The following is a 20,352-nucleotide window of genomic DNA, read 5'->3' as shown; positions in this document are numbered from 1 at the left end:
CAAGCCCCGGGAGCAGGTGTTCGGGCGCCGTGCTCCGGCAGGGCAAAAACACTCTAGCAAACCCGGGAAAGGGTTCAGACCACTTTGTCATCGTAGGAGGCGCCGCGGTACAGGTCCTCGAAGGTCTGCAGCGTCCCCTGGATGCTGTGGGGCTCCACCATCTGCCGGCTGGCGCGGCCCATGGCCTGCTGTTCGTCCTTGGGCAGTTCCAGCACCTGCGTGATCTTCTTGGCGAGGTCGTCACTGTCGTTGGGGGTGAAGAGGTACCCGTTCCCGCCGTCGCGAACCAGGTGCGGCAGCGCCATGGCGTCCGCCAGGACCACGGGGGTGGAGGCGGACATCGCTTCCAGTGTCACCAGGGACTGCAGTTCCGCCGTTCCGGGCATGCAGAAAAGGTCGGCACGGATGTAGGCGGTCCGCAGTTCCTCGTCGCTGGCAAGGCCCAGGAACTTGACCCGGCTGGTGAGGCCGAGCCGCCTCACCAGGTCCTCCAGGGCGGAGCGCACTTCGCCGCCGCCCACGATCTCCAGGTGTACGTTCAGCTCCGGCGGCGTTTTGCCGATGGCCTCGATCAGCACGTCCACGTGCTTTTCCTCGGCGAGGCGGCCGGCGAACAGGACGGTGGGGTGGGCGTGCGGCTCGATGTGTTCACCGGGCTGCAGTTCGTAGGCGGCGGAGTCGATGCCGTTGGACAGGGGCAGGACTTTGCGGAGGAACGCGTGCTCGTGCATGGCCCGGGCGGCAAGCGGCGTGGGCGTTGTCACCACGTCCGCCTGGCTCATGACCTTGCCCATGTCCTTCCAGGAGACCCGCCCAATAATGTCCTTGAACCACTGCGGGAACGGCAGGAAGGGGTTGAGGTTCTCGGGCATGAAGTGGTTGGTGGCAATGATGCGGACGCCGCGTTTCACGGCCTCATAGAGCACGTGCTCGCCGATCATGTAGTGGCTCTGGATGTGCACGACGTCGGGCTTGACCCGGTCGAAGAGGAGGCTGATTTCCTTCTTGATTTCCCAGGGGAAGCAGAGGCGGAAGGTCTCATGCGTGAATGCCTTGTGCGAGCGGAGCCGGTGCACGGTTGCTTCCTCGCGGAACTCGGTGAAGCTCTTTCCCTTGCTGTCACGGGACGCCAGGACATGGACGTTGTGGCCCCGGGCAGTCATTCCCTTGGCCAGCCGGTAGCCAAACTGGGCCGCACCGTTGACGTCCGGGGGGTAGGTGTCTGCGGCGATGAGGATGGTCAGGGGGCGCTGGTCGGCGGGCGTGGTCATGGGGAGTACTCCTGATGGTCACGGTGCGGACAGCCTGGAACTGACAGCACGGTTGGCCGCTGGCGCAAGGCGCCGGGCTTCGTGGGATTGCTGGTTACGGACGGGAAGGGACTAGTGGGACGGCCTGCCGGCGGCCTTCCGCGCGTCCTTCTTGCGCTTGGTGACCTCCGGGTGGTGCCGGGAAAGGGCGATAACCCCAACGATAGCAAGGGCGGCAGCCGTTCCCATCGCAATGGCCATGACGGCATGGACGTCGGGGCGCAGTTCGCCCAGGATGATGATGCCGATGGCGATGCCCACCATGGGGTCGACCACCGTGAGTCCGGCGATCACCAGGTCAGGCGGACCGGTGGAGTAGGCACTCTGCACGAACCAGGACCCCAGGCCGCCGGCCGCGACAATGGCCACCACCGAATACCACTGGACATTCAGCAGGAACAGGCCATTCGGATCCAGGAGGTGCTTGCCGATGATCCGGGTGAGGACTGCCACAAAGCCGAACAGAATGCCGGCGCCGAGGATGTAGATGAACGCGTTCATCCGGTGCTTGAACGTCACCGCCAGCGTGCCGAACAGTCCCACCGCCAGGGCCAGCAGCAGGACGATGGTGAGCTCATCCTCCGGGCTGACATGGTGGTTCTCCTGGGTGACGTTGACCGCCAGGAGGACGAAGAGCGCGGATCCGGTGACACACGCGGCAATCGACACCGCCGTGGCGCGGTTGATGGTCAGGTCCTGGTCCCGGGCATTGACCACTGTGGTGATCACCAGGGCAATGGCGCCGATGGGCTGGATGACCGTGAGCGGTGCGGAGACCAGGGCGACGGCATTCATCGCCATGCCGGTGCACAGCAGCAGGAGTCCAAGCATCCACCGGGGATTGCGCAGGAGGCGCAGGAAGCCATTGGAGCTCAGGGCCAGGCCACCGGTATCGGCTTTGACGGCGCTGCCCTGGCGCTGCGCGCCCAACGCAAGGCAGAAGGCGCCAAGCACCGCCAGGCCGACGGCAAACCACACCATCAGCCGTTCCCGCCGTCGTGCTGTTTCAATGCCCGGCCCTTGCGCAGCATGGCCCGGAAATAGTTGTACGCGGCAATCCAGTGACCCACCAGGCCCAGGCCCAGCACCACCCAGGCGGCGGCGAAGAGCTGGCCGGAAAACCCGGTGTCCATCCGCGACAGGACCAGCAGCGGCGTGCCCAAAAGCAGCAGCCCGGTCCGCACCTTCCCCACCACGCTGACCGGGAGGTCCGGGTGGCCGCGGAAGAGGGAGAGAGTCAGTACCAGCAGGACGGCATCGGGCACCACCAGCGCGGCCAGGTACAGCCAATGCACGACGCCGGCAATCACCAGGGTGAAGGCCACCGCCAGTAGGGCAAGGCGGTCGGCGATGGGGTCAAGGACCCTGCCCAGCTTGGAGGCTTGGTCGAAGCGGCGGGCGATGTAGCCGTCAATCCAGTCCGTCCCTGCCATGACAGCCAAGACGATCACGCCTGCCCCGTACTCCTTTTGGGCCAGGACCAGCCAGATGAAGAGCGGAACACCCATGAACCGCACCACGGTGAGCAGATTGGGAATAGTGACCACGCGGTCATGGTCCACCTGGGGACGGCCGGGGCGGGCGCCTGCACCTATGAACTTCACCCGTCCCCCTCTCCTTCCTGCTGCGCCGCGGCGCTGTCATTCGGTTGTGCCTTCACAGGCGGAAACAGCGTCCGCCGGAATGTTGCGTGGCGGAACAGGGGCCTAGTTGGCGCGCAGGAGCCTGCGCAGGAGGACCACCAGGACCGTACCGGCGGCGACAAGGGCCGTCAGCGGCTTCCAGCGCCTGGGCAGGTCAGCGGAGGCGGACAGGGCCGCAAACCGCTGCCCCGCCTCGTCCAGGCCGCGCTGGGCCAGTACCTGGCCTTCGCGCGCCTTGACCTGGGCGGCGGCCAGCACATAGCGTGCCTGGGTCTTGACGTCCAGTTCCGTGCCGAGCTCGTCGCGGACCTCGGTGAGGTGGTGGCGGCGCTGGCTCAGGCGGCGCACCAGCTCGGGTTCGGATGCGTGCGGGAACTCCTGGTCGTGCCGGGCGGCCTTGGCTTCCTTCTCGGCTTTTGCCTTGGCGGCTGCCTCGGCCTTGGCGGCCTTCGCAGCCTTGGCTTCCGGGCTCTCAGGATCCAGGACGGCCGGGTTGAAGGCGGAACCTTCGCGGGCGACCCCGATATCGTGCCTGATGCCACGGATGGTTTCCTCCGGCATCAGCGGCATGGCCTTCTTGAACCGGGCGAGGCCCACCAGGCCCCCGACGAGGGCTATCAGCAGGAAAGCGGCGGAAACCAGGAGGGCTGCCAGCCACGCGGGCATGATGGTGGCCAGCCCCATGATGGCAGCGACGATCAGGCCGACCACCAGCAGCGCCAGGAACAGAAGCGCCACGGCGAAGAAGGCCGCCGCCACCCCCACCTGGACGCCCTTGCGCTTGAGTTCAATCTTGGCGAAGGCGATCTCGTCGTTGAGCTGGCGGGGGGCCAACCGGAAAAGGAGTCTTGCCGTCCCGGGCAGCGCAGTGATACGCAATCCCGGGCTGGTACGCCCGCTGTGACGTCCGCTCATCGGTTCCGCCTTACTGGTTCATGAGTCGATACTGCATCCATTTAGTGCGGAAATGTGCAGCCGCACAGTCCACGCCACCAAAACTACCATTCAGGTTCAGGGCGAACTTGGGGGCTTGCCGGACGGCGCGGCCTACAACGCTGCAAAAACCGCCGTGGCCGGGCCTAGGATTGTTCTCCGTGACCAATCCCCCCAATCCGGGCGACCTGCTGACCCGCCGCCGGAAGCTTCTGTACATCCTCCTTCTGGGTGCCTTGACGGCCCTCGGTCCGTTCACCATCGACCTTTACCTGCCCGCCTTTCCGGCGCTGGAGGCAAGCCTGGGGGTGACCGAGGCGCAGGTCCAGCTCACCCTGGACGGCACCACGGTCGGTTTCGCGTTCGGTCAACTGGTGGTGGGTCCGTTCAGCGACAAGTTCGGCCGCCGGACTCCGCTGATCCTGGCAACTGCCCTGCACATCGCAGCATCCCTGGGCGCGGCCTTGTCCACGGACATCACCACGCTGGGGATCTTCCGCGTCCTGATGGGCGTGGGCGCCGCCGGCGGCGGCGTAGTGGCCATGGCCATGGTGCGGGACCTGTTTTCCGGCTACGCCATGGTGCGGATGTTCTCCCGGATGTCACTGGTCAACGGGCTTGCGCCCATCCTTGCCCCCGTGATCGGTTCACAGCTGCTCCTGGTCATGCCGTGGCCCGGCATCTTCGTGTTCCTGGCTGCCTACGGGACTTTGGTCATCGTGGCCGCCCTGCTCCTGGTCCGCGAGACGCTTCCGCCGGAAAAGCGGGGCCGGAGCGGCATGACCGCCCGGCAACGCTACCGGGCGCTGTTTACCGACCGGATCTTCGTGGGGCTGCTGATGGTGGCGGGCTTCAATTTCGGCGGCCTCTTTACCTACCTGTCGGCCTCGCCGTTCCTCTTCCAGGATGTGTTCGGGTTCTCCGCCCAGCAGTACGGGCTGCTCTTTGGCATCAACTCCCTGGGCATCGTGGTAAGCGTGCAGACCAGTTCCCGGCTTATCAGGATTGTGCCTCCGCAGTGGATCCTGGCGGGCGCCACGGCCTGGATGTTCCTGATGGCGGTGCTGATCGTGGTCTTCGACCGGGCGGGCCTGGGGCTGTGGGGCGTGATGGTCCCGCTGTGGTTCTACATCATGGGCGCCGGCTTCATGTTCCCCTGCGTCCAGGTGCTGGCCCTGGCCGGGCACGCGGCCCAGGCGGGAACGGCAGCCTCCCTGCTGGGCGCGGCCACATTCCTCATGGCCGGGCTCATCTCCCCCGTGGTGGGCTGGCTCGGCATCACCAGCGCCGCTCCCATGGGAGCAGTGCAGGCGGCCTGCATCCTGCTGGCGATCACAGCACTGTGGCTGGTGGTGCGGCCCCGCACGGTACCCTCGATCCACTGAGACCTACCTCCAATGCGAGCCGTTCTTGCGGCCCGCTGGGCCCTGTCCCCGCCCCCTCGAAAGGCAGCCTGTGAGCCGCACACCGCACCGGAATGGACGGGGACTTTTCCTCGGGGCGGTGCTGGGCGCCGTCGTGGGTTATTTCACCGGCCGCGCCCTGGGAAACCCTGCCTGGGGCATCATCCTGGGGACGCTGGCAGGCGCGGCGATCCTGTACCGGGTGAATCCGGGGTCCCGCGGCCGCCGCTGAACGGCCTGCAGCGATTTTGTTGTGGCAGGCCGGTGCGGCATTCCCTGCCGCCAGGGTCCCTCCCGCGATAAAATGATGCCGTGCCCAACTGGCAGAACCAACCGCCACTTCCGGCCACATGGCAACGGTGCGACGCCCGGATCCTGCCACTGTGGTGGGAGCGGCTGTGTGCGCAGGCCGGGCAGCAGTCCGCGGCGCTGTACGCGGCGGGGTTGTTCACGGAAGACCGCCGCCGGCCCATCGCCCAATGGTTCAATCCGGCCTTCAACGCGGCCCTGCTGGTGGCGCCGGAAACCTCGCCGGAATGGCCGGTGCAGCGCTTCGGGATTTTCTACGCTCCCCCCGACTCAGGCTTTGTGAGGATCCACTCCGCGCCGCACGAGTGGAGCCCGCGCGAACCCCGGAAGTCCCCCACGGAGCAGGAAGCCTTCCAGGCGGCCATCGTCGAGGCGGAAAGGTTCCTGCAGGTGGAAATGGATTTCGTCTGAACAGACTCCCACCCCGCGGAAAGAAAAAATCCCCGTTCCTCCATGTGGAGGAACGGGGATTTTTCGTTGCGCTCCTCCTGCTGGACTTGAACCAGCAACCCTTCGATTAACAGTCGAATGCTCTGCCAATTGAGCTAAGGAGGAATGAAGCAGGTATGACATTAGCAAAGGATTCCGGCCGAAGGGAAATCGGCGGTTTTCCGGGCCCGGACGGGCCTGCAAGGAAACAAAAATCCCCGTTCCGGAGGCCGGAACGGGGATGGAAGCTCCTCCTGCTGGACTTGAACCAGCAACCCTTCGATTAACAGTCGAATGCTCTGCCAATTGAGCTAAGGAGGAATGAAGCGGGTATTAGCCTAGCAAACAGTTGGCGCGGAAACGAAATCGGGCGGCCGTGAGCTGGCCCACCTCCAGATCCGCTGAGCAGGCCACCCCTACGACTCCGCGCGCAGGGCCCGGCGTTCCATTTCCAGCATCATCAGCTCGCGGTTGAGCCGCTGGTAGGTCTCCGGGTCCGCCGCCGCGTCAAGGCGCTGCAGCTGGCCCATCTTGTCCGCCTTGACCCGGGTGATCTGGAGTTCGAAAAGGCGGGACAGAATGTCGCGGCAGTACTTCAGCACCGCTTCCTCGGTGTGGGCCGGCAGCGGCACGACGGCGAGCTCGGATACCAGCGGCCGGAGGGGTTCCGGAACCTCGTGCATGACGTGCTCCACCCAGCGCACCGGATCGACGGTCAGGCCGGGACCAGTGGCGCGCATGGCATCGTGGACGGCCTGGAAGGCAGGGATAGCGAACCGGGCAGCGGCAAAACGGTCCCAAACCCCGCCGGCCAGCAGGGAGGGTTGCTGCAGCGCCACTTCCAGCGCCTGCCGCTCCATGGAAGCCACAGGATCGCGCGGGTCCGGGCGGTGGAAGGAGGGGACAACGCCCGACGACGGCGCGGCAGCTACGCCGGGTCCGCCCGGCTGGGCAGGGGCCGGGCTGGAGGGGCCGCCTGGCTGCGGCTGGCCCGGAGCCGGGGGCCGTCCGGTCTCGCCGCGCTTGACGGCTGCGGTGACCAGGCGCAGGACTTCGTTGGGGTCCGGCATGCCCAGCCAGCCGGTCAGGGCCTGGCAGTAGCCCGTCCGGGTGGAGGCGTCGCGGATGGCGGCCACCACGGGCACGGATGCCTTGAGGCCCTGGACGCGGCCTTCAACGGTGTCCAGGTTGAACTGCTTGAGAGTGCTGCGGATGGCGAACTCGAACAGCGGCCGCCGGGACTGGATCAGGGCGTGCACCGCCTCGTCCCCGCGGCTGAGGCGGAGATCGCACGGGTCCGCGCCTGTGGGTTCCACGGCCACGTACGTCTGGGCGGTGAAGCGCTGGTCCTCTTCAAAGGCGCGCAGGGCTGCCTTCTGCCCGGCGGCGTCGCCGTCGAAGGTGAACACCACTTCTCCCCCGGTGCCGTCGTCGGACAAAAGCCGGCGGGCGATCTTGATGTGCTCGGTACCGAAGGCGGTGCCGCAGGTGGCTACCGCCGTCGTAATCCCTGCAAGGTGGCAGGCCATGACATCGGTGTAGCCCTCCACCACCACCAGCTGCCTGTCTTTGGCGATGCTCTTCTTGGCGAGGTCGATGCCGTAGAGGACCTGGGACTTCTTGTAGAGGGTGGTCTCCGGGGTGTTGAGGTACTTGGGGCCCTGGTCGTCCTCATACAGCTTGCGTGCGCCGAAGCCGATGGTGTCACCGGCCATGTCCTTGATGGGCCAGATGAGGCGGCCGCGGAAACGGTCGTAGATGCCCCGGTTTCCTTCGCTGAACATTCCGGTGAGCTTGAGCTCGGCGTCGGTGAAGCCGCGGCCGCGCAAGTGCTTCAGGAGGGCGTCCCACCCCTGGGGAGCGTAGCCGCAGCCAAAATGTTCCGCGGCGGCCCGGTCGAAGCCACGGCCAAAGAGGAAGTTGCGGGCCGTTGCGGCACCGGGCGTGAGCATCTGGGCACGGAAGAATTCGTCCGCAATCTTATGGGCGTCCAGCAGCCGCTGCCGGCGGCCCACTTCCTCGCGGTTGGGGCCGGTTCCACCGTCTTCGTAGCGGAGCTCGTAGCCGATCCTGGACGCGAGCTTCTCCACGGCTTCCTGGAAGGAGCTGTGGTCCTGCTTTTGGACGAAGGCGATGACATCGCCGTCCTCGCCGCAACCGAAGCAGTGGTAACGGCCTACCTGGGGACGGACAGTGAAGGACGGCGAGCGCTCGTCATGGAAGGGGCACAGGCCCTTGAAGGTTCCCAGCCCGGCGCCCTTGAGCGTGACGTAGCCGTCAACCACTTCCTTGATGTCCGTGCGCTGGCGTACTTCGTCAATATCTTCACGTTTAATCAGCCCAGCCACACAGCAATCTTAGTGTCACCGGCCAGGCGTCACTGCCCGGGCACCCGCGTCCCCGGTTCCGGTGTCCTCCCGTCGAGCAGGCTGAGGGCCAGCTTGGGGCAGAGGAAGACTGCCTCCTGTGCGGCTTCCCGGTCTGCGTCGCGCAGCGTAACGTCGGTCCTGTCGCGGCCTGCCTTCCCGCGCGCCACGGGGTACCCCCAATCGTCCCGGTCCAGCACGCCGGGAAGCAGTTCGGCGCACAGGCCGCGGCCGTCGCAGCTGGTCCAGTCGATATGCAGGTGCGTCTTCATGCTGCTGCGCCTCCCGGGCCTGTGCAGTATCCGGAGAGGTGGGCGCGGAAGTCTGCGGCGAAGACCTCCAGGGCACTGCTGACCAGCCCGGTGGTCCCCTCCGGGTGCCTGCACGCGCCCCGCCCGGAGACCAGCCTCCCCAGCCGGTCCAGTTCGGAGGCAAGGCGTGGATTCGTTTCCCCTCCGGCGATCCTGTTGAGGACGGACGCCATGGCCGGAAGTCCGAACATGCAGGGCCCGCACTGCCTGGCGGACTGGTCCGCAAGGTAGCTGACGATCCGGGCCGTCGCCTGGATCCCGCAGGTCCGCAGATCCAGGGCATGGATCACTCCTGCGCCCGGCCGGGCGGTCCGGTCCGGCGGCCCCACGGGTGAAAGCGCATGTGCCGCGGGCCGCACCCACCGGCCGTGGTAGCCGCCCACCAGGACGGCGGACAAGGCGGCAGGGTCCATGCCCGCTTCCTGCAGGACCGCCGAAAGCTGCGCACCGCCGGGCACCTCCAGCACCACATCCCGTACCGGGGCAGGCCCGGAAACGGACACCAGCCGAGTGCCCGGATCCGTCGCGGTGCCCGCCTGGCGGAACCACTGCGCCCCGTAACGGGCGATCAGGGCAACCTGGGCGAGGGTTTCGACGTTGACCACCAGTGTTGACCGGCCGTTAAGGCCGGATTCGCTGAGGCGCCGGCGTTGGTCGGTGGGGACAGCGCTGCCGTTGCCGATCATATTGACGACGGCGCTCGACTCGCCGGAGATGAAGGTTTCGGGTGCCTGCACTACCCGGATCCGGTTGCCCCGGGGGCGTTCGCCGACGGCCTGCTGCACGCGGGGCAGGCCGGCCGCCGGCGCGTAGACATACATGCTTGCGCCGCCCAGGGCCGCGGCCATGGCGGCCAGCCCGTCGATGACCAGGTGGGGCGCGTGGGTAAGGAGGGTGCGGTCCTTGAAGCTGAGCGGTTCGCCCTCGGCGCCGTTGGCGATCACCACCGGCCGGGCCGTAAACAAACCCTTCCGGCCGGACCCGGCAGCGGCAGTGGCTTTGCGCCAGGTTTCGAAAGCGGCTCCGCCCCGGCCGGTCAGTCCAGCCTCGGCGAGCGCCTCCAGCAGTCCGGCTCCCGCAGCGTGCGGGTCCCAGGGCCCGAAGGTGTCGAGGTGCTGTTCCCAGCCTGCGTCAGGGCCTGCTGCCAGGAGCCGCGGTTCCTGCCGCTTGTTGTCCTGTACGGCGTGAAGGGGCGTCGTCGGGTAGGTGTCCTTGGCGTGGCTCACGGGAGGTTTCCTTGCCGGGCGTGGGAGGTTTCGAGGAAGGAGGGGCTCAGCCGCCACAGCAGGGCCGCGGCAACGGCCACCGCGGACGCCGCGGCCAGCAGGAGGAACCAGCCGCTGGAGACGTCAGTGCCGTTGCCCAACGCATGCGCCATCGCCACCGGCCAGACGCCATAGCTGAGCCAGTGCACGGCCTTGAAACTGCGCTGCCCGATCCGGTGCCGCAGCAGGCCCGTCACCACCACGGCCAGGACAAGGTCCAGCGCCACGGTGCCCAGCCCCTGCCAGAACGGCTGGAAGGAGCCCAGGAAGGGCACCACGATGTCCACCGGGTTCAGCTTGGCAAAGGAGTCAAGGAGCAGGGAGCCCACATGCAGTCCGAGGAACACCGCGGCGAGCAGTGCGATGTTCCGGTGCAGGAGGCTGATGGAGAACCGGGGCAGCACCAACAGGGGCCGGCCGGACCGGTTGAGGATGCCCAGCAGCACCGACGCGGTGAAGAGTGCCAGGGACACAAACCCGCTGACCCGGCCGAACGCCCACATCGCCTCATCCATGGCCGCCACCCCCGGGAGTAATGCTTTCCCCGGTGCTCCCACCGGGGTTGCAGGTTTCCGCCGGCCAGCCGCCAGTGGTGGCGACCCTGCCCCGGCTGTCCACCAGCCGGGCAGTAATGCCTTCGGTCCGGAACCAGTCCAGGGCAGCGAAGCCGCGGACAATGGCCGCGGTACTGAAAGCGTTCGCTTCCAGGCAGGTGGGCGCTGCGACACTCACCGAACGCCAGACCGGCTCGGCGGGGAGGCCAAAGCGGGGATCAAGGATGTGGTGGACCTGCGTCCCCTGGTGCTTCCAGCGGCGTTTCTGCGTACTGGACGTGGCCACGGCGAACCCCGGGGCCAGAGAGATGTACTGGGCAGGATCGGCAGGAAGGTCCTGCACCATGATCTGCCAGTGGCCGGGCCTGCCGTCCTCGTGCGGTCCGGGCCCGGCGCTGGCCAGGTCACCGCCCAGGCCCACGAGCACCCCGCAGCCCAGCTCCCGGTAGGCACCTGCGGCGGCAAGATCGGCCGCGACAGCCTTTGCCGACGCCCCCAGGTCCAGGCGGAGGTCGGCTGGCACAGTGAGGGTCCCGGCACCAAGCTTGAGGCGGGACCAGCCGGGTGCCCGGGGTGCCGGTAGAGGGTGCTGCGGTACCGGCTGGGATGACACAGGCTGCGGCGGTACCGGCACGCTGGTGAGCCCCGGACTGCCCTGCGTTCCCGGGCCGTGGCCCAACGCGGCCAGATCGGCGCCGAGAGTGGGGTCAACGTCGCCGCCGGTCATCCGGGCAGCGTCCAGGGCACGTTCAAGGAGCAGCCGGAACATGGGGCTGATGCTGACACCCCGCGCCATCTGGGGCTGGAGCCTCATCAGTTCCGAATCTTCCCGGAAGCGGCTGCAGGCGAGGTCAACCTCCGCCACGGCATTCCGGACAATGTCCCCCGCCGCGCCAAGCAGTGCCGGTTCCGTGACCGTGACCGAGGCCTCAAGCCCCCACACAGTCCAGCGGGTTTGCGCTGTGTCTTGCGGGGATGCTGTGCCTTTCGGGGACGGTGTGCCTTCCGAGGACGCTGGCCCTTGCGGGGGTGCTGTGTCTTCCGGGGGTGTGCACCCAGCCGGTGCTGTGCGCCCTGCGGTCCTGGTAGCCGGGGCACCGGGACCTGCCATAGCGGAACGTGCCACGTCAGGACCCCGAGGACCGGCCGTGGACGGTACCCCCGCTGCCTGGCTGGACCGGCGTGGTGCTGCCGTAATTGCCGTAGCTCTTGGAGCGGCGGGGGCTGCTGTTCTGGCGGGTCCCGTAGTCGTCGTCATCGGAGCGGGCAGGACCGGATTTGGGGGTGCTTCCCTGCGTGCTGGTGTCCGTGGCTGGAGTGGTCCTGGCGATGACAGACGGCGTTGCGGCGTACACGGCAGCTGCCGCGACCCCGGCAGCGGCGAAGCTGCCAACACCGACGGCCGCGGTGATCCCGGTGGCGAGGCGCTTGCCCCTGCTGCGAGTACTCATGACCAGCTCCCGTTCCTAGCGGCCTGTCTTTCCTCCCATGGTGCGCTTCGTTCCTGTGTAGATGCTTTAAGGAAGCTGTTGATCGGGCGGACGTCCGGGCGGGAGCCAACGGCGGGTCACCAGAGCGAGGGCAGGCTCCCCACCAGGCGCTCGTACATGGCCAGGGCCGATCCATCGGTGAGTGACGCCACCTGGTCGATGACCACGCGAAGGCGCGCGCCGTCGTCGTCCGCCGCCCGCCAGTCCGCTGCGAACATCGGCTCCAGGTGCCGGTCACCCGTGGCGCTGAGGGCGGTCACCAGGGCATGGAGCACTTCCCGCTGCCGCTCGTAGATGGGTTGCCGGTGCTCTGTGGTCATCACGAAGGTGGTGGCCAGGCCCTTCATCACCGCGATCTCCATGACGGTTTCGTCGGGAACCATCAGTTCGGCGCTGTAGCGGGTCAGGTTTTCCGGCCCGTACACGGCGCGGGTGGTTTCCAGGGCGCTCTGGCAGAACCGGCCGATCAGCTGGCTGGTCATGTTCTTCAGCGCCGCCATGGATTTGCGGCTGCCGTCGGCCTCGCGCACCCAGACGTCGGTGGCTTCCAGCCGGGCGAGGGCTGCGTCAATGGCGGCGGGGTCGTTATGCGGCAGGTACCACTGCTTGGCGTAGCCCACCACGCGTGCGCGGTGGTCCGGGTTGTCCATCCAGCGCAGCTGGAAGTGGCCGGCGACGATCGCGTCTTCCACGTCGTGCACGGAATAGGAGATGTCGTCCGCCAGGTCCATGACCTGGGCTTCGAGGCAGGTCCGGCGTTCCGGGGCACCTTCGCGGATCCAGTTGAAGATGGGGAGATCGTCCTCGTAGGCGCCGAACTTGCTGGTCCGCTGCCCGTGGATCACCGGTGCTTCCAGCGCTGACCAGGGGTATTTCGACGCCGCGTCAAGGCTGGCGCGGGTGAGGTTCAGTCCGGCGGGCCTGCCGTCGGCCGCGAGGACCTTGGGTTCGAGCCGGGTGAGCAGCCGGAGGGTCTGGGCGTTGCCTTCGAAGCCGCCGATGGCGTGGGCCACCTCGTTCAGGGCCGATTCGCCGTTGTGGCCGAAAGGCGGGTGGCCGAGGTCGTGGCTGAGGCAGGCGGTGTCCACTACATCCGGATCGCAGCCCAGGGCGCGGCCCAGTTCGCGGCCCACCTGTGCTACTTCCAGGCTGTGGGTGAGGCGGGTGCGGACGAAGTCGTCGGTGTCCGGTGCCACCACCTGGGTCTTGGCGCCCAGCCGGCGGAGGGCCGACGAGTGCAGCACCCGGGCGCGGTCCCGCTCAAAGTCGGAGCGGTACGTGCTCTTGGGCGGCTCCTCCACCCAGCGGGCGGAATCGTGCGTGTCGTAGCCCGGCAGTGCCAGGGCTGCGGTGGGGGTGCCCGCGGGCGGGTGTCCGGCCAGGGATGCGTCAGCCACCGGAAACGTCCAGCTCTGCGGCCGCAATGTCCTTGGACTGGTCCTCGTTGAGCGCCCGGGAGTCCAGCCAGTCCTTGGGCAGGGCGGGCCTTTTCGGCGAGCCGGCGCGGCCGCGGGGGCCCTCGGCGTCCACGCCGGGGTAGGGCGAGTCCAGGTCCAGCTCGGCCAGCGTGTCCCGGAGCACCTCAAGGCTCGTCACCAGGGCCAGCCGGGTGCGCAGTTCCCCGCCCACCACGTAGCCCTTGAAGTACCAGGCGATGTGCTTGCGGATCTCCCGCAGGGCCTTGCCCTCGTCACCGAAGGTTTCCACCATCAGTTCAGCGTGGCGGTACACGCCTTCGGCCACCTGGCGGAGGTTGGGGCGGTGCCGGACGTCGCTGCCTTCGAACGCGGCCTGCAGGTCACCGAACAGCCAGGGCCGCCCCTGGCAGCCGCGGCCCACCACCACGCCGTCCACGCCGGTTTCGCGGACCATCCGGACGGCGTCCTCAGCCGACCAGATGTCGCCGTTGCCCAGCACCGGAATGTCCGGCAGGGCTTCGCGGAGGCGGGCGATGGCGGACCAGTCGGCCTTGCCCGAATAAAACTGCGCGGCTGTCCGGCCGTGGAGCGCGACGGCGGCGACACCGGCGTCGCGGGCGATCCGGCCGGCGTCGAGGTACGTGAGGTGGTCGTCGTCGATCCCCTTGCGCATCTTGATGGTCAGCGGGATGTTGCCCTTGGAGGCTTCCTTGACGGCGGTCTGCACGATCGAGGTGAAGAGATCGATCTTCCAGGGCAGGGCCGAGCCGCCGCCCCGCCGGGTCACCTTGGGGACGGGGCAGCCAAAGTTGAGGTCAATGTGGTCAGCCCGGTCTTCCTCCACGAGCATCCGGACGGCAGCGCCGACCGTGCCGGGGTCCACGCCGTACAGCTGGACGGAGCGGACCTTTTCGTCGTCGTCGTGCGAAATGATGCGGAGGGATTCGGGTGTCCGCTCCACCAGCGCGCGGGAAGTGACCATCTCCGCCACGTACATGCCGCCGCCATACTCACGGCAGAGCCTGCGGAAGGCGGAGTTGGTGATGCCCGCCATGGGAGCCAGGATCACGGGGGTGTCCACCGTGAGGGGTCCCAGCTTCAGGGGCGGGAGTTCCAGCTTGGGGGCGGGAGGAGTTGCAGCAACAGTCACCTGTCCATTGTTGCAAAGCCGGGCAAATCGGGGATCCAGTCCAGTGCCAAAGTACCTGTCCCCGGTTTCGGACGGCTGTTAGCGTGGCGCGGGGACGGACAACCAGCCAGGACGTTTGAAGGAGACTTGCCCATGCTTTCCGACACCGCTTACCCCGTGATCCAGGCGACCCTTCCCGTCGTCGGCGAACATATCCAGGAGATCGCCTCCCGTTTCTACAAGCACATGTTCGGCGAACACCCCGAACTACTCAACGGCCTGTTCAACCGCGGCAACCAGGCCGATGGCCGGCAGCAGCAGGCGCTGGCCGGTTCGGTTGCCGCGTTCGCCGGCTTCCTGGTCAACGACCCCACCCACCTGCCGGACCATCTGCTGTCCCGGATCTCGCACAAGCACGTCTCCCTGGGCCTGAGTCCTGAGCAGTACCAGGTGGTGCACGACAACCTGATGTGGGCCATTGTGGACGTCCTGGGCGACGCGGTGACACCTGAGGTGGCCGCGGCCTGGGATGAGGTCTACTGGCTCATGGCCAACATGCTCATCAATAAGGAACGCGGGCTCTATGACGCGGTCCGGCTGAGCCCGGAAACTGTCTGGCGCACCTGGCGTGTGGCCGAAAAGATCCAGGAAACCGACGACGTTGTCAGTTTCGTGGTGGAGCGGACCGACGAGAGGGAGGTTAAGCCGTCGCTGCCGGGACAGTACGTCACCATCCGCATGCAGATGCCCGACGGTGTCCTGCAGCCGCGCCAGTACAGCCTCACCCAGGCCGACGACGGGCAGCACCGGCGGTTCGCGGTCAAGCGCGTGCGCACTGAAGGCGCGCCGGACGGTGAGATGTCCAGCCTCCTGCACGACCACGTCAACGTGGGTGACGAAGTCACCCTCTCAGCGCCCTTCGGCGATGTGGTGCTGGAATACACTGACCGGCCCGTGGTGCTGGCGAGCGCGGGCATCGGAATCACGCCCATGGCCGGCATGCTGTCCCATCTGGTCAAGTCCGGCTCCCAGCGGAAGGTCCTGTTCCTGCACGCGGCCGACTCCCCTGCCTCGTTTGCACTGCGGAACCAGGTCACGGCCGACCTCACCGCACTTTCCGATGCTTCCCTCCATGCCTGGTTCCTCAACCCGGACGGCGGGGGCTCTTCCGCCGACGGCAGCGTGCATTCCGGGTTCATGAACATCAAGGACGTCCAGTTGCCGTCCGACGCCGAGTATTACCTCTGCGGCCCCATGCCCTTCATGCAGGCGGTGCGGACCGCCCTGGTGGGCGCAGGAGTGCGGGCGAAGGACATCCAGTACGAAGTCTTCGGCCCGGACCTCTGGCTGGCCGACTACCAGTAACCCGGCGAAGGCCGTGAAGGCAGGCCCCGCCGCCGGTTTATATGCAGGTCAGCCGCGGTCCGCCCGCCGGCCCCGGCGGGTGGCGGCCTCTTCCGTGGGCAGGACACCGGGTTCGACGGCGGTGCGCCGGCTGCGTTCCTCAAGGGCGGCTGCGGCGAGCGCCCCGGTGTCCGCGACGTCGTCCGCGTGGCTGTGCCCGCCGTCGTCGGCCACGCCGGCCCCTGCTGCACTGGGACCCGACGCGCCGGCCCCTGCTGCTTTGGGTCCAGCTGCACTGGGTCCTGCTGCGTTGATGCCGGTCGCCTTGACCACGAGCACGGCGATGAGGGTGGTGACCGGGATGGCCAGGACCAGCCCGATGGAACCCACGAGCGTCCGGATGACTTCCTCGGACAGTTCGGCGCTGGTGAGGGTGTCCATCAGGGGCCGGTCGTAAAGCATGACGATGATCAGGATGGGCAGTGCGGCGCCCGCGTAGGCGAAGGCGATGGTATACACCGTGGAGGCGATGTGGTCGCGGCCGATCCGCATGGCGGAGGTGAACAGCTTCCGGGCGCTGCTGGCGGGTGCCAGTTCGTAGAGCTCCCACACGGCCGAGGACTGGGTGATGGTGACGTCGTTGAGGACGCCCAGGCCGGAGATGATGAGTCCGCAGAGAATCACGCCGGAGATGGAGATGTTGGAGGACGTATTCACCAGGGTGGCGGCGTCGTGGCTGCCCACGCCGGCCAGGTTGGCGGCGTCCGTGGCCCAGGCGGCCAGCAGCGCCGTGATGGCCAGCCCGAAGATGGTGCCCAGGAGTGCCGTGGAGGTGCGCGCGGAGAATCCGTGGGCGAAGTACAGCACCCCGATCATGATCACGGTGGATCCCACCAAGGCCAGCAGCAGCGGCGGTTTTCCTTCCACCAGGCCCGGGAGCAGGAAGTTTGCCAGCACGAAATATGCGCCGACCAGCCCGATCAGGGCCCGGAGCCCCCGCCACCTGGCGACGGCGATGACCACCACGGCGTAGAGGACGGCGAGCAGGACAATGGGCATGGTCCGGACGAAGTCCACGAAGATGTAGGCCGGCGACCCCTGCGACCCCGTGGCACCCTGGGCGTTTGACAGGTTCAGGTACCGGATCTGGTCGCCGGACTTCACCCCATGGGATGAGGCCACGTCAGGGTTGATGACCACCTTCACCGGGCTGCCGCCCTTGTCCGGCTCGGTGAAGGCGAAGGTGCAGTCCGAGCCCTTGCCGGGCGCCTGCTGCGGGCCCTGTTGGCCTGTTCCCTGCTGGTTTATCCCCTGTTGCCCGGTTCCCTGCTGGCTGGTGTCCATGCAGCTCCCGGTGACCACGTTCTGGATGGTGCCGGTATCGAAGGTGACCCCGGGGGCGGTGGAGTACGGGTTGGCGAGCGAGACCCCCTCCTTGCTGCCGGACGGCCACAGCGCGGCCATCCCGGCCAGGGTCAGCAGCGCCAACGGAATGAGCACCGCAGCCAGGATCCGGTTCGCTTTGCTGCGGGCAGCCATCGCCTGGGGCGTCGGCTCCGAATGATCCAAGGAAGAGTGGGAATGACCGGCGCCCATCAGCAGTACAACCTCATGGTTGAACTCTACGTGCGGCGCCTTAGGGTTTATAAATGGACCATCGGGATGGGGAGGAACCAGGCATGGACAACCGTGGTGCACAGGGGGCCGGCAGCAGGGGAACCGGTACTAATGGGGCCGGGACCGGTACTAACGGGACACCGGACAGCGGCGCGGTGCGTGCCGGGCAGGCGCCCCTTCTTCCCGCCCACCGGCCGGTGCTGAGCGTCCTGGAAGCATCCGGCAGCACCAAAGGCGTGGTCCTGGTCCTGCACGGCGGCAAGGCCCACAGCCGGGAACCGGTGGAGGCACGGCACCTGAGCCCGGCCAGGATGATCCCTTTTGCCAGGCACCTGCACCGTGCAGGCCGGAAACACGGACTGGCTGTCTGGTCTCTCCGCAACAGCGTCCGCGGCTGGAACGGCCCGGACATGTCCCCGCTGCAGGACGCCCGGTGGGCCCTGCAGCAGATCGCGGAACGCCACCCCGACGTTCCCGTTTTCCTGCTGGGCCACTCCATGGGCGGGCTGACCGCCGTGTGCGCGGCAGACCACCCGCAGGTGGAGGCCGTGGTGGCGCTGGCGCCCTGGCTGGGCCCGGAAACCCCGGCGGACAGGGTCACCGACAGGAAAGTCCTCATCATCCACGGCACCACCGACCACATGACCAGCCCCTCGCAGTCGCTCGCCTTCGCCCGCCGGGCTTCCGCGGACGCCGCGAGTATGCAGTACGTGTCACTCAAGGGCGTGGGGCACTTCATGCTGCGGAAGGTCCGCGTGTGGCAGACGTTGGCCACCGGGTTCGTCATTAAGTCCTTCGCCGAGAGCACGGGCGCCGGCGTCCAGCCGTCCCGCGCCTTCACGGAACTGCTTCCCGAGTCCTCCGTCCACGTCACCCTGTAGGCCGTTCCTGTGCCCTGGCGTCCCCCGGCCAACGACCGCTTCTACCGCCTGATCGTCCGCACGGGCCAGTTCCTGCGCTGGGCCCTGCAACTGGACATTCAAGCCACCGGGCTGGAGCACCTGCCAGCACAGGGACCGGACCGCGGTCCCTCCCGGATGGCCGTCCGCGGGGACGGGGCGGTTTTCGCCGTGACGCACTTCGGCTACGTGGATTTTGCGGTGGTCGAACTCCTCCTGTGGCGCCGCGCACGGGCCCAGCTGCGGTTCCTGGTCCATCAGGGAGCGGCGGACCATTGGCTGGCAGGCCCTGCCATCAGCGCCAGCGGCCACGTGGTGGTGGGATATACGGGCCGCGCAGACGCTTACGCCGCTGCGGTGGCCAGGCTGCGGGAAGGCGAATACCTGGCTGTGTTCCCCGAGGCGGGGGTCAGCAGGAGCTTCACGGTCCGCGAATGCCGCACGGGGGCTGTCCGGATGGCGGCGGAGGCGGGCGTTCCGGTCATTCCGGTATCCATCTGGGGCGCCCACCGCATCTTGACCCGGGGGCACGGCTTTTCCTTCCGCCGCAGCTGGCGGGCGCCGGTCCGGGTCCATGTGGACGCGCCGGTGGTATTTCCGGCCGGCGTTGACGTTGAGGCGGCAACGGAAGCTTTGCGCGGCACGCTGCAGGCGGGAATCGACCGCTGCATCGCCGACTTTCCGCTTCGGCCGGAACCTGGGGCATGGTGGATGCCGGCACGGCTGGGCGGCGGTGCACCAACAGACGCCGAGCGGCAACTGCTGGACGCTGCCGACGCAGCCGCGGGCCGCCGTCGTGCTCCCCGCACCAAGTAGCCGGGCGAACGACGGCGCCACGTACCGTCCGGGAACGGCACGTGGCGCCATCGTTGGGGCCGGAAGTGACCTAGTCGGAGACCACCAGGATCTCGGCGGCCGCCAGCCGGGCTTTGCCGCTCTCCAGGAGAGGCTCGACGGCGGCGCGCAGGGCCGTCATGGAATCGTCCAGTTCCAGCATGACCGGGTGCTGGTAGGCAATCAGGGCGAGCATGTCCCGTACCGCCTCGGCAGCGTCGTCCGCGGCAAGCGAGGGCTCGTGGCCGACGAAGACGTCCGTGGGCGTCTCCTGGCCTGCGCTCCCGGCGCCGTCTGTATGGGGTGCGTCGTCAGGCCCGGCGGGAGCGGCGTAGCTGACCGCGAACGCCCGGATGCGCCCCTTCTTGCTCGGCGACACCCCCTGGCCGAACGCGGATTCCGGCTGGGCGCGGAGCACGATGGCACCGTGCGCACCGGTGAGCTCGTCCAGGAACAGCTTCTGCACCTGGCCCACGGAGAGGACCCCCGGGGAGTCCCAGCCGTGGATGGAGGTGTAGTAGCGGCCCACCACGTCAGTCAGTTCCACCGAGCCGGTGGCCAGGTCCATGACGATGTCGGAACCGGCGTTCTCACCGTCGATGGGGCGGCCGCCGTGGTCCTTGTCCGGGAAAACGGGCAGCCGCAGGGCTCCCGGCTCCACGATGACCAGCCGGGAACGCTGGATGGGTGCCAGCCCGGCGGCTTCGGCGAACGCAGCACCGGGGCTTCCCGGTTCCACCTTGGCGCGGAGCTTGGAAACGCCCGACGGCGCGTGGCCGGCCTCGCGCCGCAGCATGGCGAGGAGGGTGGCACCGATGCCGTTGCGGCGGTGGTCCCGCGCCACTTCAACGTACGTCCACAGGCGTTCCGGGTGCAGGGAGGCTTCATAGACGACGCCGGCTGCGACGGGGATGCCGACGCCGTCAACAACGTCCTCGGCCACAATGCAGCGGCGCCACGGGGTGCCGTTCCCGCCGTTGGAAGACACGGCGAGGGCGCCGCGGAACTGGCGGGCCTGGGCGGTCTCCGGACCGCCCCAGATTTCCAGCAGGGCAAGGTCGTCGCCGTCCCGCCATTCGCGGTATTCGATGGCCATGC

General features: G+C 67.9%; 20 protein-coding genes and 2 tRNA genes. 6 read left to right on the top strand and 16 right to left on the bottom strand.

Annotated elements, in window-relative coordinates:
- Positions 1-74: 74 nt before the first annotated feature.
- The 4 genes from NMQ03_RS07080 to NMQ03_RS07065 form a co-directional block, all read right to left on the bottom strand.
- Positions 75-1,271, bottom strand: a complete 1,197-nt coding sequence (locus NMQ03_RS07080; protein WP_255174991.1) for a glycosyltransferase — start codon at positions 1,269-1,271, stop codon at positions 75-77.
- Positions 1,272-1,382: 111 nt separating this feature from the next.
- Positions 1,383-2,291 carry a DMT family transporter gene (locus tag NMQ03_RS07075; RefSeq protein WP_255174990.1) on the bottom strand — a complete coding sequence of 303 codons (909 nt, stop codon included), beginning with the start codon at positions 2,289-2,291 and terminating at the stop codon, positions 1,383-1,385.
- On the bottom strand, positions 2,291-2,914 hold the full coding sequence (locus tag NMQ03_RS07070; protein ID WP_255174989.1) for a CDP-alcohol phosphatidyltransferase family protein: 624 nt from the start codon (positions 2,912-2,914) through the stop codon (positions 2,291-2,293). The genes NMQ03_RS07075 and NMQ03_RS07070 overlap by 1 nt, the downstream gene beginning before the upstream one ends.
- A 102-nt stretch (positions 2,915-3,016) precedes the next feature.
- The gene (locus NMQ03_RS07065; RefSeq protein WP_159632396.1) at positions 3,017-3,868 is read right to left on the bottom strand and encodes a phage holin family protein; all 852 of its coding nucleotides are present in this window, start codon (positions 3,866-3,868) and stop codon (positions 3,017-3,019) included.
- A gap of 179 nt (positions 3,869-4,047) precedes the next feature.
- On the opposite strand from NMQ03_RS07065, the gene NMQ03_RS07060 reads away from it, so the two are divergent.
- The 3 genes from NMQ03_RS07060 to NMQ03_RS07050 all read left to right on the top strand — a co-directional run bounded on the left by NMQ03_RS07060 (position 4,048) and on the right by NMQ03_RS07050 (position 6,009).
- Positions 4,048-5,271: a multidrug effflux MFS transporter gene (locus NMQ03_RS07060; protein WP_255174988.1), complete on the top strand. Its 1,224-nt coding sequence runs from the start codon at positions 4,048-4,050 to the stop codon at positions 5,269-5,271.
- 70 nt (positions 5,272-5,341) lie between these two features.
- A complete protein-coding gene (locus tag NMQ03_RS07055) occupies positions 5,342-5,521 on the top strand; it encodes a glycine zipper 2TM domain-containing protein (RefSeq protein WP_255174987.1) in 180 nt (59 codons plus the stop codon).
- Between the two features lie 80 nt (positions 5,522-5,601).
- A complete protein-coding gene (locus NMQ03_RS07050; RefSeq protein WP_255174986.1) occupies positions 5,602-6,009 on the top strand; it encodes a hypothetical protein in 408 nt (135 codons plus the stop codon).
- 71 nt (positions 6,010-6,080) lie between these two features.
- On the opposite strand, the gene NMQ03_RS07045 is transcribed toward NMQ03_RS07050, so the two are convergent.
- From NMQ03_RS07045 to dusB, 10 genes are all read right to left on the bottom strand, one after another.
- A tRNA-Asn gene (locus NMQ03_RS07045) sits at positions 6,081-6,153 on the bottom strand.
- Positions 6,154-6,275: 122 nt separating this feature from the next.
- Positions 6,276-6,348 (bottom strand) — tRNA-Asn (locus NMQ03_RS07040).
- A gap of 95 nt (positions 6,349-6,443) precedes the next feature.
- A complete protein-coding gene (gene dnaG / locus NMQ03_RS07035; RefSeq protein ID WP_255174985.1) occupies positions 6,444-8,375 on the bottom strand; it encodes a DNA primase in 1,932 nt (643 codons plus the stop codon).
- Between the two features lie 29 nt (positions 8,376-8,404).
- Positions 8,405-8,665, bottom strand: coding sequence for a ferredoxin (locus tag NMQ03_RS07030; protein ID WP_255174984.1), 261 nt, complete (start codon positions 8,663-8,665; stop codon positions 8,405-8,407).
- Positions 8,662-9,930: an NADH-ubiquinone oxidoreductase-F iron-sulfur binding region domain-containing protein gene (locus NMQ03_RS07025; protein WP_255174983.1), complete on the bottom strand. Its 1,269-nt coding sequence runs from the start codon at positions 9,928-9,930 to the stop codon at positions 8,662-8,664. The genes NMQ03_RS07030 and NMQ03_RS07025 overlap by 4 nt, the downstream gene beginning before the upstream one ends.
- Complete coding sequence (locus tag NMQ03_RS07020; protein ID WP_255174982.1) at positions 9,927-10,484, bottom strand: ferric reductase-like transmembrane domain-containing protein; 558 nt, start codon at positions 10,482-10,484, stop codon at positions 9,927-9,929. Before NMQ03_RS07020 ends, NMQ03_RS07025 begins: the two co-directional genes overlap by 4 nt.
- Positions 10,477-11,466 carry an FAD:protein FMN transferase gene (locus NMQ03_RS07015; RefSeq protein ID WP_255174981.1) on the bottom strand — a complete coding sequence of 330 codons (990 nt, stop codon included), beginning with the start codon at positions 11,464-11,466 and terminating at the stop codon, positions 10,477-10,479. The genes NMQ03_RS07020 and NMQ03_RS07015 overlap by 8 nt, the downstream gene beginning before the upstream one ends.
- 184 nt (positions 11,467-11,650) lie before the next feature.
- Positions 11,651-11,974, bottom strand: coding sequence for a hypothetical protein (locus NMQ03_RS07010; protein ID WP_255174980.1), 324 nt, complete (start codon positions 11,972-11,974; stop codon positions 11,651-11,653).
- 116 nt (positions 11,975-12,090) lie between these two features.
- A complete protein-coding gene (locus tag NMQ03_RS07005) occupies positions 12,091-13,356 on the bottom strand; it encodes a deoxyguanosinetriphosphate triphosphohydrolase (RefSeq protein ID WP_255175551.1) in 1,266 nt (421 codons plus the stop codon).
- 46 nt (positions 13,357-13,402) lie between these two features.
- Complete coding sequence (gene dusB, locus NMQ03_RS07000; RefSeq protein ID WP_255174979.1) at positions 13,403-14,581, bottom strand: tRNA dihydrouridine synthase DusB; 1,179 nt, start codon at positions 14,579-14,581, stop codon at positions 13,403-13,405.
- Positions 14,582-14,713: 132 nt separating this feature from the next.
- Between dusB and NMQ03_RS06995 the strand changes: the two genes are divergently transcribed.
- On the top strand, positions 14,714-15,925 hold the full coding sequence (locus NMQ03_RS06995) for a globin domain-containing protein (protein ID WP_255174978.1): 1,212 nt from the start codon (positions 14,714-14,716) through the stop codon (positions 15,923-15,925).
- 48 nt (positions 15,926-15,973) lie between these two features.
- Here the strand turns inward: NMQ03_RS06995 and NMQ03_RS06990 are convergent, their stop codons facing one another.
- Positions 15,974-17,443, bottom strand: a complete 1,470-nt coding sequence (locus NMQ03_RS06990; protein ID WP_255174977.1) for a YibE/F family protein — start codon at positions 17,441-17,443, stop codon at positions 15,974-15,976.
- Between the two features lie 140 nt (positions 17,444-17,583).
- On the opposite strand from NMQ03_RS06990, the gene NMQ03_RS06985 reads away from it, so the two are divergent.
- Entirely contained in the window at positions 17,584-18,402 is an 819-nt protein-coding gene (locus tag NMQ03_RS06985; protein ID WP_255174976.1) for an alpha/beta hydrolase, read from the top strand.
- Positions 18,403-18,411: 9 nt separating this feature from the next.
- Positions 18,412-19,236 carry a 1-acyl-sn-glycerol-3-phosphate acyltransferase gene (locus tag NMQ03_RS06980; protein ID WP_255174975.1) on the top strand — a complete coding sequence of 275 codons (825 nt, stop codon included), beginning with the start codon at positions 18,412-18,414 and terminating at the stop codon, positions 19,234-19,236.
- Between the two features lie 70 nt (positions 19,237-19,306).
- On the opposite strand, the gene NMQ03_RS06975 is transcribed toward NMQ03_RS06980, so the two are convergent.
- Entirely contained in the window at positions 19,307-20,350 is a 1,044-nt protein-coding gene (locus NMQ03_RS06975) for a GNAT family N-acetyltransferase (RefSeq protein WP_255174974.1), read from the bottom strand.
- Between the last annotated feature and the right edge of the window lie 2 nt (positions 20,351-20,352).

Origin of the sequence: Arthrobacter sp. DNA4 (assembly GCF_024362385.1) — a bacterium.
Lineage (GTDB): Bacteria > Actinomycetota > Actinomycetes > Actinomycetales > Micrococcaceae > Arthrobacter.
The sequence above is the reverse complement of the archived record's forward strand: the minus strand, read 5'-3'. Positions and strand labels throughout refer to the sequence as shown.

What these genes read in the sequence shown, in the direction of transcription:
- NMQ03_RS07075 (WP_255174990.1), bottom strand. Translation starts at nt 2,291, where the DNA reads ATGGTGTGGTTTGCCGTCGGCCTGGCGGTGCTTGGCGCCTTCTGCCTT.
- NMQ03_RS06975 (WP_255174974.1), bottom strand. Translation starts at nt 20,350, where the DNA reads ATGGCCATCGAATACCGCGAATGGCGGGACGGCGACGACCTTGCCCTG.
- NMQ03_RS07020 (WP_255174982.1), bottom strand. Translation starts at nt 10,484, where the DNA reads ATGGATGAGGCGATGTGGGCGTTCGGCCGGGTCAGCGGGTTTGTGTCC.
- NMQ03_RS06990 (WP_255174977.1), bottom strand. Translation starts at nt 17,443, where the DNA reads ATGGCTGCCCGCAGCAAAGCGAACCGGATCCTGGCTGCGGTGCTCATT.
- NMQ03_RS06995 (WP_255174978.1), top strand. Translation starts at nt 14,714, where the DNA reads ATGCTTTCCGACACCGCTTACCCCGTGATCCAGGCGACCCTTCCCGTC.
- NMQ03_RS07030 (WP_255174984.1), bottom strand. Translation starts at nt 8,665, where the DNA reads ATGAAGACGCACCTGCATATCGACTGGACCAGCTGCGACGGCCGCGGC.
- NMQ03_RS07010 (WP_255174980.1), bottom strand. Translation starts at nt 11,974, where the DNA reads ATGAGTACTCGCAGCAGGGGCAAGCGCCTCGCCACCGGGATCACCGCG.
- NMQ03_RS07080 (WP_255174991.1), bottom strand. Translation starts at nt 1,271, where the DNA reads ATGACCACGCCCGCCGACCAGCGCCCCCTGACCATCCTCATCGCCGCA.
- NMQ03_RS06985 (WP_255174976.1), top strand. Translation starts at nt 17,584, where the DNA reads ATGGACAACCGTGGTGCACAGGGGGCCGGCAGCAGGGGAACCGGTACT.
- NMQ03_RS07065 (WP_159632396.1), bottom strand. Translation starts at nt 3,868, where the DNA reads ATGAGCGGACGTCACAGCGGGCGTACCAGCCCGGGATTGCGTATCACT.